This is a genomic window from Thalassobaculum sp. (assembly GCF_040219615.1).
Lineage (GTDB): Bacteria > Pseudomonadota > Alphaproteobacteria > Thalassobaculales > Thalassobaculaceae > Thalassobaculum_A.
This window is the reverse complement of record NZ_JAVJSE010000040.1, coordinates 169,149-184,751: the sequence shown is the minus strand read 5'-3', so window position 1 is coordinate 184,751 and position 15,603 is coordinate 169,149. Positions and strand designations below refer to the sequence as shown.

Annotated in this window: 18 protein-coding genes; 5 read left to right on the top strand and 13 right to left on the bottom strand. The window is 70.3% G+C overall.

Translation table 11 applies throughout. The annotated features are described in order from the left end of the window. Window positions 1-11: 11 nt before the first annotated feature. The 7 genes from RIC31_RS22490 to RIC31_RS22460 all read right to left on the bottom strand — a co-directional run bounded on the left by RIC31_RS22490 (window position 12) and on the right by RIC31_RS22460 (window position 6,051). Entirely contained in the window at window positions 12-725 is a 714-nt protein-coding gene (locus RIC31_RS22490; protein WP_350113252.1) for a fimbrial biogenesis chaperone, read from the bottom strand. Between the two features lie 41 nt (window positions 726-766). Further along, window positions 767-1,342 (bottom strand): hypothetical protein, encoded by a 576-nt coding sequence (locus RIC31_RS22485; protein ID WP_350113250.1) that lies wholly within the window; start codon window positions 1,340-1,342, stop codon window positions 767-769. Window positions 1,343-1,394: 52 nt separating this feature from the next. Further along, window positions 1,395-1,964 (bottom strand): hypothetical protein, encoded by a 570-nt coding sequence (locus RIC31_RS22480; protein WP_350113247.1) that lies wholly within the window; start codon window positions 1,962-1,964, stop codon window positions 1,395-1,397. A gap of 96 nt (window positions 1,965-2,060) precedes the next feature. After that, complete coding sequence (locus RIC31_RS22475; RefSeq protein WP_350113245.1) at window positions 2,061-2,621, bottom strand: hypothetical protein; 561 nt, start codon at window positions 2,619-2,621, stop codon at window positions 2,061-2,063. Window positions 2,622-2,715: 94 nt separating this feature from the next. Further along, the gene (locus RIC31_RS22470) at window positions 2,716-3,729 is read right to left on the bottom strand and encodes a PrsW family intramembrane metalloprotease (protein ID WP_350113242.1); all 1,014 of its coding nucleotides are present in this window, start codon (window positions 3,727-3,729) and stop codon (window positions 2,716-2,718) included. Window positions 3,730-3,847: 118 nt separating this feature from the next. Beyond that, complete coding sequence (locus RIC31_RS22465; protein ID WP_350113239.1) at window positions 3,848-4,675, bottom strand: sugar phosphate isomerase/epimerase family protein; 828 nt, start codon at window positions 4,673-4,675, stop codon at window positions 3,848-3,850. A gap of 110 nt (window positions 4,676-4,785) precedes the next feature. After that, window positions 4,786-6,051, bottom strand: a complete 1,266-nt coding sequence (locus tag RIC31_RS22460; protein WP_350113236.1) for an MFS transporter — start codon at window positions 6,049-6,051, stop codon at window positions 4,786-4,788. Between the two features lie 150 nt (window positions 6,052-6,201). Between RIC31_RS22460 and RIC31_RS22455 the strand changes: the two genes are divergently transcribed. From RIC31_RS22455 to RIC31_RS22445, 3 genes are all read left to right on the top strand, one after another. Continuing rightward, complete coding sequence (locus RIC31_RS22455; protein WP_350113233.1) at window positions 6,202-6,912, top strand: ArsR/SmtB family transcription factor; 711 nt, start codon at window positions 6,202-6,204, stop codon at window positions 6,910-6,912. Between the two features lie 91 nt (window positions 6,913-7,003). Further along, the gene (locus RIC31_RS22450) at window positions 7,004-7,318 is read left to right on the top strand and encodes an NIPSNAP family protein (protein WP_350113230.1); all 315 of its coding nucleotides are present in this window, start codon (window positions 7,004-7,006) and stop codon (window positions 7,316-7,318) included. Between the two features lie 35 nt (window positions 7,319-7,353). Continuing rightward, window positions 7,354-7,707, top strand: coding sequence for an antibiotic biosynthesis monooxygenase family protein (locus RIC31_RS22445; RefSeq protein WP_350113227.1), 354 nt, complete (start codon window positions 7,354-7,356; stop codon window positions 7,705-7,707). 19 nt (window positions 7,708-7,726) lie between these two features. On the opposite strand, the gene RIC31_RS22440 is transcribed toward RIC31_RS22445, so the two are convergent. From RIC31_RS22440 to RIC31_RS22425, 4 genes are all read right to left on the bottom strand, one after another. Beyond that, window positions 7,727-8,398 carry a GntR family transcriptional regulator gene (locus RIC31_RS22440; RefSeq protein ID WP_350113224.1) on the bottom strand — a complete coding sequence of 224 codons (672 nt, stop codon included), beginning with the start codon at window positions 8,396-8,398 and terminating at the stop codon, window positions 7,727-7,729. Further along, a complete protein-coding gene (locus RIC31_RS22435; protein WP_350113221.1) occupies window positions 8,395-9,447 on the bottom strand; it encodes a Gfo/Idh/MocA family protein in 1,053 nt (350 codons plus the stop codon). Before RIC31_RS22435 ends, RIC31_RS22440 begins: the two co-directional genes overlap by 4 nt. Beyond that, window positions 9,444-10,547, bottom strand: a complete 1,104-nt coding sequence (locus RIC31_RS22430; protein ID WP_350113219.1) for an isocitrate/isopropylmalate dehydrogenase family protein — start codon at window positions 10,545-10,547, stop codon at window positions 9,444-9,446. Before RIC31_RS22430 ends, RIC31_RS22435 begins: the two co-directional genes overlap by 4 nt. Window positions 10,548-10,641: 94 nt before the next feature. Then, window positions 10,642-11,175 carry a class I SAM-dependent methyltransferase gene (locus RIC31_RS22425; RefSeq protein ID WP_350113216.1) on the bottom strand — a complete coding sequence of 178 codons (534 nt, stop codon included), beginning with the start codon at window positions 11,173-11,175 and terminating at the stop codon, window positions 10,642-10,644. A 271-nt stretch (window positions 11,176-11,446) separates the two neighbouring features. Between RIC31_RS22425 and RIC31_RS22420 the strand changes: the two genes are divergently transcribed. Next, the gene (locus tag RIC31_RS22420; protein WP_350113213.1) at window positions 11,447-11,989 is read left to right on the top strand and encodes a PAS domain-containing protein; all 543 of its coding nucleotides are present in this window, start codon (window positions 11,447-11,449) and stop codon (window positions 11,987-11,989) included. A gap of 152 nt (window positions 11,990-12,141) precedes the next feature. Continuing rightward, the gene (locus RIC31_RS22415) at window positions 12,142-12,681 is read left to right on the top strand and encodes a PAS domain-containing protein (RefSeq protein WP_350113210.1); all 540 of its coding nucleotides are present in this window, start codon (window positions 12,142-12,144) and stop codon (window positions 12,679-12,681) included. A 9-nt stretch (window positions 12,682-12,690) separates the two neighbouring features. Here RIC31_RS22415 and RIC31_RS22410 read toward each other — a convergent pair whose 3' ends face one another. Continuing rightward, complete coding sequence (locus RIC31_RS22410; RefSeq protein ID WP_350113207.1) at window positions 12,691-13,404, bottom strand: polyamine aminopropyltransferase; 714 nt, start codon at window positions 13,402-13,404, stop codon at window positions 12,691-12,693. A 90-nt stretch (window positions 13,405-13,494) separates the two neighbouring features. Beyond that, window positions 13,495-15,603, bottom strand: a complete 2,109-nt coding sequence (locus tag RIC31_RS22405; RefSeq protein ID WP_350113204.1) for a TRAP transporter permease — start codon at window positions 15,601-15,603, stop codon at window positions 13,495-13,497.

Genomic DNA, 15,603 nt, shown 5'->3' with positions numbered 1-15,603 from the left:
CCGCCGGCCGGCTACAGCGCCGAGTACGCGAGGTTGGCGGAGACCGGGCCGGCGGGCAGGCCCGGCGGCCACGGCAGGACGATCCGCCGCTTGGCGCCGGCCAGGATGTTCTCGCCGTTCAGCACGGCATTCAGCGCCTCGGCGTCGACCGTCTTGGTGACGCCGCCGGCGGTGACGGTCAGGGACGGCGCGTCCAGGATGGCATGGAGGGTGCCCCGGTTTTCGATCACCACCTCGAGTTGCGCCGGCCCGGCCGGCCCCGCCGAGGCGACCACGACGTCGTGGCGGGCCCGCTTCGGGACGATATAGATCGAGCCGATGTAGCGGACGGTCAGGAAGACGGAGGCGCCGGGCGTCTCGCGGCGCATGTTGAGGGGCGTCTCCTCCGCGATGATGCGGTAGGCCAGCTCGGCCGCCGGCGCCGGATCGCCGATCCACTGGACGCGCACGGCGCGGCTGGTCTTCGGCTGCAGGATGATCTCGGTCGGGAAGACCGTGAAGTCGTCGGTCTCCCCGAGGGTCTCGCGGCCGTCGATGTCGACGATCCGCTTGGCCATGGCGATCGTCACGTTCACCGGCTCGTCGCGGTCGTTCTCGACCTGGAACACCTGCTTGGCGCCGCGGCCGCTGGGCTCGAAGTCCTGGGTGATCGGCACGACCTGGAAGGCCTGGCCCGGCACTGCCAGCAGGGCGAGCAGGCCGCCGGCGGCGGCGGCACGACGCATGGCGCGGAGCGCCGGGGCAAAGGTGGATAACATGGTCGGCCTCACATCATGGTGATCGAGATGGTGACGACGTCCTCATAGGTGCCCGCTTCCAGCTCCGTGGAGCCCGTGAAGTTCAGGTACACCGTACTGGTCTCGTCGCTGACGTTGTGCGAGGTGACGGTGCGGGCTATCTGGCCGGTACAGGCGGTCGCCAGCAGGTTGGTGACGACGCCTTGGCTGCCGCCGGTGGTGGGATTGTTGAACTCGACGGTGTACGGCAGATAGTCGTCGGTCCCGTCGGCCATGAGCTTGCCGCCGGTCGGGGGTGCTGCGCAGTTCCAGGAGGTCACGGCGATCGCGTAGGAGCGGGTGCCGTTGCAGTCCTGCAGCACCGAGCCGATCAGCACGCGCTGCGGCGCCGTGGTGTCGACCGCGAGGTTCACGGCCTGGATGTCCGGGGTGACGCCGATCGTGCACTTCCCGGCCACATAGCCGGACAGGAAGATGCTGGTCGCCGCCTCGCAGACGTCGCATTCGCGCACCAGGAACGGCGCCGCCAACAGGCCCGCGACCGCCAGGGCGACGGCTGTGGCTGCGGCGCCGCGCAGGCGCATGATGTTCCGCTCCGAGTTCATCCGCGGCGCTCGATGTCCCAACTCCGGCACTGGTCCGGGCCGGCGACACCGGTCACTTCACGTTCATGGTGATCGTCAGCGTGTCCTGGTAGGTGCCCGCCGCCAGCCCGGTGTTGCCGGTGAAGTTGACGAACACGGTGCTGGTCTCGCTGATGATCTTGGCATTGGTGACATCGCGCCCGGTCTGGCCGGCGCAGGCGCTGGCCAGCAGCCCGGTGACGCTGGCGGTGCTGCCGCCGGTGGTGGGGTTCGCGAACTCCCCGGAGTAGGCCAGGTACTCGGTCGACACGGAATCGACGACCTTCGCGCCGGTCGGTGCGGCGGCGCAGTTGGCCGACGTCACGGCCAGGGTGTATCCGACCTTCTTGTTGCAGTTCTGCAGGACCGTCCCGACTTGCACGCGCTGGGCACCGGCAGTGGTCAGCGGGAGGCTTCCGGCGGCCGCCTCGGTGGTGACGTCGACCGTGCAGTTCTGCGCGACCGAGCCCTGCAACAGGATGTCGTTGGCGGCCTGGCAGATGTCGCAGCCGTCCGGGCGCAGCACCAGGCCGACGCCGGTGCCGATCACGACGACTGCCGCGGCACCGGCCAGCAGCCACTTCTTGCGGGTCATCCCAGGCATCGCGCTTTCCTCTGCTGGCGACGGGTTGGTGTCTGAGTAGTCCGGTGCGCGGCCGGCGGCGTTGACTTGCGTCAACGCCCACGGCGTTGCCGGCGGTCATTTCACGTTCATCGTGATGGTCAGCGTGTCCTGATAAGTGCCGGCCGACAGTGTCTCGGACCCGGTGAAGTTGACGTAGACGGTGCTGGTCTCGCCGGAGACCTTGGCGTCGGTCACGTTGCGGCCGTATTGCCCGCCGCAGGTCGCCGCCAGCAGGCCGGTGACGCTGGCCTGGCTGCCGCCGGTGGTCGGGTTCTGGAACTCGGTCGAGTAGGCGAGGTACTCGGTCGATACGGGGTCGACGACCTTGGCGCCGGTCGGCGCGCCGGAGCAGTTCTGCGACGTGACCTCGAGCGTGTAGCCGGTCTTCTTGTTGCAGTTCTGCAGGACCGTGCCGACCGCCACGCGCTGGGCGCCGGCGCTGGCGAGCGGGAGGCTGCCGGCGCCGGCGTTGACTGTGACGTCGACCGAACAGTTCTGGGCAACGGTCCCCTGCAGGACGATGGTGTTGGCCGCCTCGATCACGTCATAGCCGGCCAGTCGGGCGACGGCGACGATGCCGATGCCGGCCGCGGCAACGATCGCGATCCCAAGCTTGGTCCTGTTGGCCGGAGACAAATGACCCTCTTCCGCATTTCCGGTGCCGGTGACGGTGGTACTGCCGATCTATGAAGCAACGTGGATATTGCCAACGTATTAACGTTGACATAGATCAAATGTTCGGTGATTGCGACTTATCACTGTTCTGGTGATATTTTTGCTGTCGCCATGCTTGAAAATGAAGGCGGGCGGTCAGCAAAAGTAGAGCAGGGGCGACCAGGAGCACCAGTGCGCGGTCGCGCGAGAATTCGGCGCCATACAGCAACGCCGAAACCTCCGCCGCCAGGATCAGAAGGCCGAGCAGGGCGGCCAGGCTGCCGAGCAGAAACTTCCGCCAGGGCGCGCGCAGCAGATACGGGCTCAGGCAACGCGGCTCGAACGCCGGATCCCGCGAGCCAGCCAGGCGGAAAGTGATCGATGTGCCGACGGCGACGATCGCCAGTCCGACCGCGAGACCGAGCGCCTTCAGGGCGGAGATCGCGGCGCCGTCCGGATCCTCGCAGGCCCGTGTCAGGGCGAACGGGAAGTCGTACGCCGCGTGCAGCAGGACCGGTATGACCAGCGCCGCCGCATAGCTGCCGATCCGGTGCCCGGTCGCCCGGCGCCCGGTCGCCGCGGCCGCGGCGCGGGCCCGCGCGACGTAGACGCCGGCGATGATCCCGAGGACACCGTGAACCGGGACCGTCACCACCGAGCGCACGAAGGCGACGCTGGTCCACCGCTCGACATTGACCAGCAGGTAGCCGACGTTTTCGGCGGCTGCGAAGCCGAGACCGACGGCGGCACCGAACGTCACGCCGGACATCGGGTTGTCGGGCGCCATGAAGCGCCTGGCGACGGCGATCAGCACGACGAACTTCGCCGCCTCCTCAGGCGCCGACACCAGCCAGAAGGTCCGCAGGCAGGTGGCGACGAGCATGTCCCGCGACCCGAATGCGGTGTCGGCGACCGGCGCGATGAGGCTGTTCAGCAGAATGGCGGCGACGGCGCCGAGGACAAAAGTACCGATCACGGCCGCGGCCGGCTCGGACCGTCGGTCGAAGGACGCGACCGACCACAGGTAGAACGACGGCGGCAGGAACGCGGCGACCGCGAGCAGCGACGGGAGGACCTCCCGGCTCAGCATTCAACCCGATCTCCGTGGCACCCCCGCACAGCCGTCTCCCGCCTCTATATTCCGAGAGCGCAGTGTGCCAGCCGCCGTCCGGTCGACCAAGCCCGGCGAGCCGGCGGCGGCCGCCGCCTCAGCGCGCCAGCCCGGCCTTCACCAGGTATTCGGCGGCCTGCCCGATCAGGGAGTTGTCGCGCAACTCCAGGATCAGCCGCGGGTTCGAGGTCAGCTCGCCGAGCGCCCGGAACACGCCGGGCCACAGGATCGAGCCCTCGCCGATCGCCCAGTGCCGGTCGGCATAGCCGTCGGCGTCCTGCAGGTGGACGTGCTCCAGCAGGTTGCCGGCCGCCACCACGTAGTAGTCGACCGGCGGCGCGCCGGTCGAGACATGGGCGTAGTAGGCGTGCCCGGTGTCGATCGAGACCCGGACCCGCTCGCTGCCGAAGGACTGCGCCAGCCGCACGCGGGCATGCGGGTCGATATCCTCGATGTTCTCGATCACCAGGGTGACGCCGATGCGCTCGGCCCGGGCCACCGCCTCGCCCAGGCAGGCGTGCACCCGCTCCTGCAGCTTCCCGCGGGCGCCGGCCTGGTTGTCGAGGTTGTGGTAGGACCATGTCGTGTACGGGCTGTGCACCACCATCTGGTCGGCGCCGAGCTCCTCGCAGACGTCGAGGCCCTGGTCGATCCGCTTCTGCACCACCGCCCGGACGTCCGGGTCCTGGGTGTCGATGTTGAATCCCCAGAACGGCCCGTGGATGCCGAGCCGGCCGCTATGGCCCTGCAGTTCCGCGCGGATCCGCCGGGCCAGCGGGCGCCAGTCGCCGTTCAGCACCTCGGCCTTGAAGAAGTCCTGCAGCTCCAGGTCGCGCTGGCCGTCGACCAGCCAGTCGCGGTAGGTCGGCAGCGCGTCGCTCGGCATCGCCGCGCCGAGAAGCGGCAGGGGGCTCGGTTGGCTCATGGCAATGTCTCGTCCGGGTCGTGGCGGGGGTATAGGCGGGCAACACAGTATGCCGGACAGTCGACCCGAAGGTCGTGAAGACATTGTGAATGCGCCGGCACGGCCGGCAATCAGCCCGGCATACCGGCCGGCGATGCTCTCCGCGTACGGCACGGCCGCCCCAGCAGGAAGGCCGCGATCGCCAGGGCCTGGACCGTTGCCGCCGCCACGAAGACCTGCGGGGCCGCGCCGTCGGTGACCGCCGTCCGCACCAGGCCGAACGCCAGCGGCGCGAAGGCGTAGGTCGCCTGCCCGACCGCCACCGCCAGGGCGACGACCCTGCCGACGTCCTCCTTCGCGAACTCGACCTGGGCGATCAACGGCGGCAGCGAGGTGGCGTTGCCGATGCCGGCGCCGAACAGCACGACCCCGAGCAGCAGCAGCGGGATGCTGCTGCCGGCCGCCGCCACGAACACCAGCGAGCCGGCGATCTGCACGCCGTAGCTTGCACAGGCCACCAGCCGGCGGTCGGCACCGGCCGGCATCAGCCAGCCGACCAGGGTGCGGCCGCCGATCGCCGCCGCGGTCGCCAGCCCCATCGCCAGCCCGGCGGTCTCGGCGCCGAGCGTCGGCACCAGCAGCGAGAACAGATGCGCCAGCAGCCCGGCCTGGGCGAACAGACCGAGCGCCATGCCGGCGGCGAGGGTCAGGAAACCGCGGTCGCGCCAGACCTGCCGGCCGGGCAGCGGCCGCGCGCCGGCGACTACCGGCGGGGCCGGCGCGCCCGGTGCGTCGCCGTCGGGCGCCTGGCCCATCGCCTCCGGGCTGCGGGCGAACACCCGGTGAGCGAGCCAGCACACCACGATCACCATCACGGCCCCGAACAGGGCGGCGGTGGCCGGAAATCCGAACCGGGCGATCCCCGCGGCCAGCAAGGGCGCGAACAGGATGCCGCCGACGCTGGCGCCGTTGTAGGCGGTCGCCAGCGCCGCCGGCCGGGCCCGCACGAACCAGGGCGCTATGATCGCGTTGACCGCCGCCGCCCCCATGGCGACCCAGCCGGAACCGCTCAGCAGCGCCGCCGCGAACAGCTGCCAGGGCGTCTGCGCGCTCGCCCAGCCCAGCATGCCGAGGGCGAGCGCCGCCGCACCGGCCATGGTCACCGCCGGGACGCCGAGCCGGCGGTACAGCCGCGGCAGGTTGGCGACCACCAGCGCGCCGAACAGGAAGTGCACGGTCACCGCGCCCGAGACGACGGCGAGCGGCCAGTCATGGCTGCGCTGCACCGCGTGCAGGAACACCGGCGGTCCGTAGAACCCGAAGCCCCAGCCGAACATGGCGAGCACGAAGGCCGCCGACACCACCCGCCACCCGTAGAACGTCCGGCTGCTCGCCATCGTCGCCTCCCATCCGTGTGTCCCGATGCCGGAGGTTTCGCGCCGCGGGCGGCTTCGATGCTACGGTCGGCGCCGAAGCATTGCCGCCGGCTGGCTGCCATTGTCGGGGTGCCGGGCCGGCGCGACCGCGGCCGATGAGGAGGACGAGCGATGGTGTCCACGGCGATGATCGCGGAGATCGCGGCCCTGGCGGGCGACCCGGCGCGGGCGGCGATGCTGAACACCCTGATGGACGGCCGCGCCCTGACCGCGACCGAGCTGGCGTCGGTCGCCGGGATCACCCCGCAGACCGCCAGCGGGCATCTGGCGCGCCTCACCACCGCTGGGCTGCTGGCGGTCGAGAAGCAGGGCCGCCACCGCTATCACCGGCTGGCGTCGCAGGCCATCGCCCAGATGATCGAGAGTATCTCGCAAGTGGCGTCGACCCTGGAGCCGCCGCGCCGGAATCTCTCGACCGGGCCGCGCGACCTGGCGCTGCGGGCGGCGCGGACCTGCTACGACCATCTGGCCGGCCGGCTGGGTGTGGCCCTGGCCGACGCGCTGCTGGACGCCGGCCATGCCGAGATCGACGGCGATGCCGGGGAAGTCACCGACAGCGGCCTGGCGCTGTTCGCGGCGCTGGGGGTCGACCTCGACCGCTCGCCCGGCCGCGGCGGGCGGCGGTCGACCCGGGTGTTCTGCCGGCCCTGCCTGGACTGGAGCGAGCGCCGGCCGCATCTGGCCGGTGCGGTCGGGGCGGCGATCTGCACGCACTCGTTCGAGCGGGGCTGGATCCGCCGGGTCGAGGGTTCCCGCGCGGTCTCGGTCACTCCCAAGGGCCGGCTGGCGTTGCGGGACGCGTTCGGGGTGCGGCTCGACTGAGAAGCGGTTCGCTACGGCGCCGGCCGAAGCATCGGGGGGAACGGGCATGCGAGACCACCGCGGTCAATCACACCGGCGCCAGGAGCCAGCCATGACCGTCACCGTCTTCATCCGCTACCGGATCGACCCGTTCAAGCGCGCCGCCTTCGAGGCCTACGCCCGGAACTGGCTGACCATCATCCCGGCCTGCGGCGGCGAGCTGCTGGGCTACTGGATGCCGCACGAAGGCACCAACGACATCGCCTTCGGGCTGATCTCGTTCGACAGCCTGGCGTCCTACGAGGCCTACCGGGCAAGGCTGCGCAGCGACGACGCCGGCCGCGCCAACTTCGAGATGGCCGAGCGCGGGCAGTTCATCCTTGCCGAGGAGCGGAGCTTCCTGCGCAAAGTCGAGCCGGCGGCCTGAACGCGGCCGTCGATGCCAACCGGGAGGACACCGCGATGATCGCCGTCATCTTCGAGGTCACGCCGGCCGACGGCCGGCGCGACGCCTATCTCGCCCACGCCGCCAAGCTCCGCGACGAGCTCCAGAAGATCGACGGCTTCGTCTCGGTCGAGCGGTTCCAGAGCATCACCGACCCCGACAAGATGCTGTCCCTGTCGTTCTGGCGCGACGAGCAGGCGGTGGCCGAGTGGCGCAACCAGGAGCGTCACCGCGCCACCCAGGCGGCCGGCCGCGGCGGCGTCTTCAAGGACTATCGGCTGCGGGTCGCCTCGGTGATCCGCGACTACGGCATGACCGAGCGCCGCGAGCAGGCGCCGGCCGACAGCCGGGCGGCGCACGACGGGACGTAGCATCCGCGGCTCCCGGCCCTCACACCGCGGCGAAGCCATGCCGGGCCAGCAGCCGGATCATCATGTCCTTGGCAGCGATCCGGTGGGAGCGGTGGATCTCGCGGGCGGCGTCGGCGTCGCCGGCGGCGATCGCCTTCACCAGCAGCCGGTGGTCGGCATTTGAGGTGCGTGGCTCCGGCCGCATGAACAGGGTGACCATTCGGGCCCGGCGGACCTGGTCGGACATGGTTGCCACCACCGACTCCAGCCTGCGGTTCCCGGCCAGCCGCACCAGTTCGCCGTGGAACGCGTCGTCGGCCTCGGCCCAGCGGTGGCGGTCGCCGGCGTCCAGGGCGGCGTCCATCTCGTCGATCAGCCGCTGAAGCCCGTCCAGTCGGTCGGCCGCCGGCCGCGCCGTCGCCAGGTTCCATGCCGCCAGCGATTCCAACTCGGTGAGGATCGAGTAGATCTCCTCCATGTCGGCCGGCGAGATCGGCAGGACCCGGATGCCGTGGCGCGGCCGCACCTCGACCAGCCCCTGGGCCTCCAGCGCGATCGCGGCCTCCCGGACCGGCGTGCGGGACATCCCCAGCAGGTCCGCCAGCTCGGTCTCCAGGTGGTTCGAGCCGGCCGGCAGCCGGTTCGTGACGATCATCTCGCGCAGCAGCGCGGTCGCCCGCTGGGTCTGGGATGGCGCCCGGGCCACGGTCATGGTCGCGAGACGTCCACGATCCGGCCGGTCTCGGCGGAGTCGTACAGCGCGTACTCGATCTCGATGTTGCGCAGGTAGCCGGCCGCGTCGTTCTCGACCGGGGTGGCGCGCAGCAGATGGTCGCCGACATGCTTCTGCAGCGCGTAGACGGAATCGCCACCGAACCCGGCGGTCGGATGGTCGCCGGCGATCCGCTGCCAGTCGCGGCTGCCCCTGGCGCGGAAGGTCAGGGTGCCGTCGCCGTCGAGCGCGATGCAGCCGGCGGAGCCCTCGACCAGGCATTCGCCCATGGTGAAGCGGGTGTTGGCCGCAACGTGATCGACCAGCCGGTTGCCGTCGAACAGCGCCCGGCGGCCGTCGGCGTAGCGGAACAGCAGGGTGCCGGCATCCTCGCCGGCGATTGCCGGATTCAGCCGGCGCAGGTCGGCGAAAACCGACTCCGGCTCGCCCATCAGGAACCGGAAGGTGTCGATCCAGTGCACCGCGGTCTCGTGGATCAGGAACCGCGGCATCTTCTGGAAATAGGGCTGGCGCGCCAGGTAGGCATCCGGTCCCTGGCCGTCGCCGGGTCGCATCCGGAAGCTCACCTGGTACAACTCGCCGACCCGGCCGGCGGCGATCTCGTCGCGGATCGCCCGGTACCAGGGCTGGAACCGGAAGTTCTCGTGCACCACAACCAGCCTGCCGCTGGCTTCGATCAGCGCGACCGCCTCCCGGGCCTCCTCGAGCGAGGTGCAGAACGGCTTCTGGCAGACGATCGCGCGGGCGTCGGTTGCGAGCGCCAGGCGGATCAGGTCGAGATGCGCCGGCGGCGGGGCGGCGATGTCGACGATGTCGGGCCGGACCGCGTCGAGCAGGGCCGCCGCATCGGTCCCGACCCGCACCGAGTGGTCGCGACCGGCCCGGTCGGCCAGCAGCCGCTCCGCCTTGGCCCGGTCCAGGTCGGCCAGCCCGGCGAGGTCGGTGTCCGGGTTGCGCAGCCAGCCGTCGACGTGAAAGCCGGCGAAGTAGCCTGCGCCGACGGTGACGACCTTCAGCTTCGCGGTCATGCGGCGGCCGGGATCCGGACCGCCGTCGCGACCGCCGCCGCCACAGCTTCGGTGCCGGCGCTGCCGCCGAGGTCGGCGGTCAGCACCCGGCCGTCGGCGAGCACGTCGGCGACGGCGCGGTGCAGCGCCTCGCCGAGCCGGACCATCTCGGCGTTGCCGTGCCGGTCGCCGAGCCAGTCCAGCATCATGGCGGCCGACAGGATCATCGCCATCGGGTTGGCGACGCCGCGGCCGGCGATGTCCGGCGCGCTGCCGTGGCAGGGCTGGAAGACGGCATGGTGCTCCCCGATGTCCGCCGACGGTGCCAGGCCGAGGCTGCCCATCAGCCCGGCGCCGAGGTCCGACAGGATGTCACCGAACATGTTCTCGGTCACCAGCACGTCGAGATCCCAGGGGTTGCGGACCATGGCCAGCGCCGTCGCGTCGACATAGGCGGCGTCGGCCCGGATGTCGGGGAACGCGGCCGCGCGCTCGCGGAAGATCCGGCGGAAGAACGCGAAGGCCTGGAACACGTTGGCCTTGTCGACGCAGTGCACCAGGCCCTTGCCGCGGCCCGCCGCCTTGCGCCGCCGCGCCAGCCGGAACGCGAAGTCGAACAGCTTCTCGGACACCGCGCGGGTGATGACCAGGGTCTCGCGAGCCTCGCGGTCGCCCTCGACGACGCCCTTGCCGTGCGAGGCGAACAGGCCTTCGGTCGATTCCCGGACGATCACGAAGTCGATGTCGGTCACCCGCGGCGACTTCAGCGGCACGTCCTGGCCCGGCTGCACGAACACCGGCCGGACCCCGGCGAACAACCCCAGTTGCATGCGCAGCTCGATCTGCGGCGAGATCTCGGTGCCGTCCGGATAGCGCACCGCCGGCAGGCCCATGGCCGACAGCAGGATGGCGTCGGCCGCCCGCGCCGCCTCCATCGAGGCTGCCGGCAGCGATTCGCCGGTGTCGCGGTAGTGGCCGGCCCCGGCCGGGACCGAACGGAAGTCGAGGGCGAAGCTGCCGGCGTCGCGCGCGAGGTCGCGCAGCAGGGCGACCGTCGGCGCCATGATCTCGGGGCCGATGCCGTCGCCCTCGAACACCGCGATGGTGAATTGCCTGCGCATGCCGAACCTCCGCGAAGCCGCTCGCGGCAGGGGTGTCCCGCCGCTGCCGTCCGGTCTAGCGGATCTCAATGCCAAAAACAATGCGTGCATTATATCATTCGTTGTTTCCGGACTTTCGCATCAGGGCGACATTCGTCGCCGGGATCGTGCAGTGCCAGCCGCGCTGCGCCGACAGCGTCCGGAAGGTGGCCTCGCGATAGAACACCACATGGGTCGGATCGCGCCGGTAGTGCCAGTCGGCGAAGCCCGCATCGTCGATCAGGAAGCTGGTCATCACCGCCAGCAGGCCGCCCGGCCGCAGCAGGCGGCCCAGCCGGTCGAACTCTTCGGCCGGCCGGTGGAAGTGCTCGGCCACCTCCGTGCAGGTCACGAAGTCGTAGCTGGCCTCCAGGATCGCCGGGTCGGGCACGAAGAACGGGTCGTACAGCGCCATCCGATGGCCGGACTCCCGCAGCATCGCGGCCAGCGCCGGGCCGGGGCCGCAGCCGTAGTCCAGTCCGCTCGAGCCCGGGGCCAGGCGGTCGAGCAGCGGGCCGGCCAGCCTGTCCAGGAAGCGGCGATATCCGGGGTCGTCCGGGTCGTTGCGGTGGGTCAGGTAGTGCGCGTGCTCGACCGGTCTGGACGGCAACTCGGACGGGATCAGAAAGCTTGCCTCGCAGGTCCGGCAACGCCGGTAGGTCAGGCCCTCCACACGCTGGAACGGCCTTGACCCGATGGCTCTGCAGACCGGGCATCCTTCCCGGACTACTCCGTCGCGGTCTGGTCCGGCTGGGATGTCTTCGCGTCTCACGGGGTTCCTTTACCGTTCATTAAGCCGCTGCGCGCGAAAACCGGGGGCGGTAAAGTAGCATCCGAGGGTTTCCGCGCAGACAGCGTGCCCTGTCCACGGTTGTCCAAGTATGATGCACGAGCAGATTTCCGAATTCCTGCGTTATTGGGACGGTCTCAGGGACGGTGCGGACCTCCCGGCCAAGGATCGGATCGATCCTCTCGCGATCCCGCGGCGGCTGCTCAGTAACGTCTTCCTGATGGTGTACGACGACCACCGGGACGATGTCTGTTTCACGCTGGTCGGATCCTATGCCCACATCGCCCGGGGCATGGAACTGTCCGGGACATATGCCGCGGACCTGCCCAACCGGATGGGCGGCACGCGCGAGGCCTATGCCGAGTACATCCGCGACCACTACCGAATGGCCCGGCGACTTCGCCGGCCGGTGCATTCACGCGGCGCCTATCGCTGGATCGCCGGCCAGCGTGACGTGATCACGGAACGCATCGTATGCCCGATCCTGGGACGCGACGGCCGGACGATCGAGTTCACCGGCTTCCAGTCCGTCGAGCACGCGGCGCCGTCGAGACCGGTTCCGCTCAATGACGCGGATGACTACGTCTCGGAGTTCGTCCGCGTCATCGAGGACCTGGACACCGAAATCACCTGATCCGGCGATCGGTGAAGCGCCGTCCCCGATCGCGATTCCTCGCACCTTACGGCGACAGCCCCGGCGGGCCGGGCTTTTCGCCGGGAGGCTGGCGACGATGCGCGGCATCGCCTAGGCTTCCGCATCTGCTGGCCCCAGGTGTACGAGCCGTCATGCACGACGAGATCGCAGAGTTTCTGCGCTACTGGGTCGGAATTCGCGGCAGCGGCGAACTTCCGTCGCGGGTACAGGTCGATCCGCTGACGATTCCGCGTCGCCTGCTGCCGAAGGTCAACCTGATGACCTTCGACGAGGCTCTCGGCGACTTCTTCTACGTGCTCGTCGGCTCCCTGGCCCACGACGTGCGCGGAAAGGAGATATCGGGCACCTGCGTGGCCGACCTGCCGAACCGGATCAACGGCTCCCGCGAGGCCTATGCCGAGCACATCCGCGAACTCTACCGGTCGGCCGGAAGGTTCAGGAAGCCGGTGCATTCGCGCGGTACCTACCGGTGGTCGGACTGGAGACCCGAGATCACGACGGAACGCCTGACCTGCCCGATCCTCGGGCGCGATGGCCAGACCGTCGAGTATGTCGGCTGCCAGGTGTTCGAGGGCAGGTCGGGGTCGGGCCTCGGGCGGATCGACGACGCCGACGACTACGTACCGGTGTTCGTGCGCGTTCTCGACGATCCGGACGCCCCGGTCGCCTGATGCCCGGGCTCAGGTCCGGGCCAGGTAGACGGTCTGGGTGAAATCCCGGTCCTGCAGCGGGTTGTGGAACACCACGGCTTCGCCGCGGGCCTCTGCGAACACCTGCGCGAGGCGAGCGGTGAAGGCGTCGTCCGGCGGTTCGTTCGACCACAGGCCGAACACCCCGCCGGGCCGCAGATGCGACGCCACGCCGCGCAGGCCGTCGGGCCGGTAGAAGCCGGCGCTGCCGGGCGCCAGCAGGGCGTCGGGCGAATGGTCGATGTCGACCAGGATCGCGTCGAACCGCCGTCCCGGCTGCTCCGGGTCGAAGCCGGCCGCCGAGGCCGACATGGCGAAGAAGTCGCCGTGCACGAACCGGCAGCGCGGATCACCGGTCAGTTCCGGGCCGAGCGGCAGCAGTCCGCTGCAGTGCCATTCGATCACGGCCTCGAGGGCATCGACCACGAGCAGCGACCCGACCCCGGTATTCTCCAGGACCGCCCGCGCCGTGTATCCGAGGCCGAGGCCGCCGACCACGATGTCGAGCGCGCTGCCGTCGGTCGCCGCCAGGCCGAGCCGGGCCAGCTCGATCTCGGACGCGGTGAACAGGCTGGACATCAGGAACTCGTCGCCGAGCTTGATCTCGTAGACGTCGACCCCGAGCGACAGCTCGCGGCGCCGGCGCAGGCTGAGCTCGCCGATCGGCGTCGCCTGGAAGGCGAGTTCCTCGAACAGACGACTCAAACCGGCAATCCCTCCCGTGCCACCGACCGGCCCGGTTGTAGCACGCGGCGGCCGGTCGACCCAGCCGCCGCCTGCGGTCCGTGGTCCGGTCTACGCCTGTGCCGCGGCCAGGCGTCGGCTGCGCCACAGATGGCCGGCGATGGTCAGCGCGGCGAGCGCGAAGCCGATCTCGTCGGTGATCGGCAGGGCCGCGATCAGGCAGAACGCCGCGGCCGCCGCCGCCAACCGCTCCCATGCCGCCATGCGCGTGCGCAGGAAGCCGATCACCGCCGCACCCCACAGCCCGATCGCCAGCGTGGTCTTGAACAGGATGTAGGCGACCGCCACCGGGTATCCGAGCGCCTCCGACAACGGGCCGCCGTCCTGCAGCATCAGGGCCGGGGTGTAGACCGCCATGAACGGGATCACGAATCCGGCGGTCGCCACCTTGATCGCCTCGAACGAGATCTTCAGGCCGCTGGCCCGGGCGATCGGCGCCGCCGCGAAGCAGGCCAGCGCCACCGGCGGGGTCAGGTCGGCCAGGATCCCGAAATAGAACACGAACATGTGGCTGACCATCAGCGGCACGCCGAGCTTGAGCAGTGCCGGGCCGGCGATCGAGGCGGTGATGATGTAGTTCGGGATGGTCGGGATCCCCATGCCGAGGATCAGGCAGGTGACCATGGTCAGCAGCAGCGACAGGAACAGGCTCGTGTCGCCGACCGACACGATGTACTGGCCGAAGGTGTTGGCGGCGCCGGTCAGGGTCATGGTGCCGATGATGATGCCGACGATCGCGCAGGCGACGCCGACCGGCAGCGCGGTCTTGGCACCCTCGGCCAGGCTGTCGCGGCACAGCGCCAGGGTCTCGCGCCCGCCCCTGGACGCCAGGTTGACGGCGATCAGTACTGCGACCGCGGCGACGATCACCGTGATGCCCCACTGCAGGAAGGCGGCGGAGACCAGTCCGAGGCAGACCCAGAACACCGAGCGCAGCGCCGCCGATCCCATGCCGAGCGCGATCGAGCCGCCGAGGATGAGCAGCACGGTCAGCGCCAGGCCGACGGTGCCGGCGAACAGCGGCGTGTAGCCGGAGAACAGCAGGTAGACCAGGGCCGCCAGCGGCAGCAGCAGGTGCCAGTTCCGGCGCAGCGCCGCCGTCACCGACGGCAGCTCGTTCTTCGGCAGGCCCAGCAGGCCGTGCTTGCCGGCCTCCAGATGCACCACCCAGAAGGCGCTGGCGAAATACAGGATCGCCGGGATGATCGCGGCCTTGACGACCTCGTAGTACGGCACGTCCAGGGTCTCGGCCATGATGAAGGCGACCGCCCCCATGACCGGCGGCATGATCTGGCCGCCCATCGAGGCGGTCGCCTCGACGCCGCCTGCGAATTCCGCGCGATACCCGAACTTCTTCATCAGGGGGATCGTGAACTGGCCGGTCGCCACGACGTTGGCGACCCCGGAGCCGGAGATCGTGCCCATCAGTCCGGACGACACTACGGCGACCTTGGCGCCGCCGCCGCGGGCGTGGCCGACCAGGCCCATGGCCACGTCGGTGAACAGCCCGATCATCCCGGCCTTCTCCAGGAAGGCGCCGAACAGGATGAACAGGAAGATGTAGGTCGAGGACACGAAGGTCGGGATGCCGTAGATGCCCTCGGTGCCGTAGGCCATGTGGTCGATCACCTGGGAGACGTCGTAGCCGCGGTGGTTGAGCGGTGCCGGCAGGTATTCGCCGAACAGGCAATAGGCGAGGAAGGCGCCGGCGATGATCGGCAGCGCCGGGCCCATGATCGCCAAGGCCGCCAGGAACACCGTGACCAGCGCCAGCACGCCGACCGCCAGGTCGAGCGGCAGCGGGTCGCCGGCGCGCAGCAGCAGGGGCGTGTACTCGATCCACTGGTAGACGGCGACGCCGAGGCCGGCGACGCCCAGCGCCCAGGCGGCGGCCCGCGCCCCCGGGGCGTAGTGGCGGCCGAGCGCGATCAGCGGGAAGGTCAGGGACACCAGGAAGCCGACATGGACCGCCCGGGTGACCTGGCTCGGCAGGTCGATCAGGTGGGCCGCCGTGGCGATCTGGAAGGCCGAGAACGCGAAGGCGATCCAGTACAGCATCCGGCCCTCGGCGGAGCCCGGAAACGGTGCCGACAGCGGCTCGTGGCGGCGCAGTTCGGCGGTATCGTGCGTGACGTCGCGACGGTCGGCGGACTCGCTCAT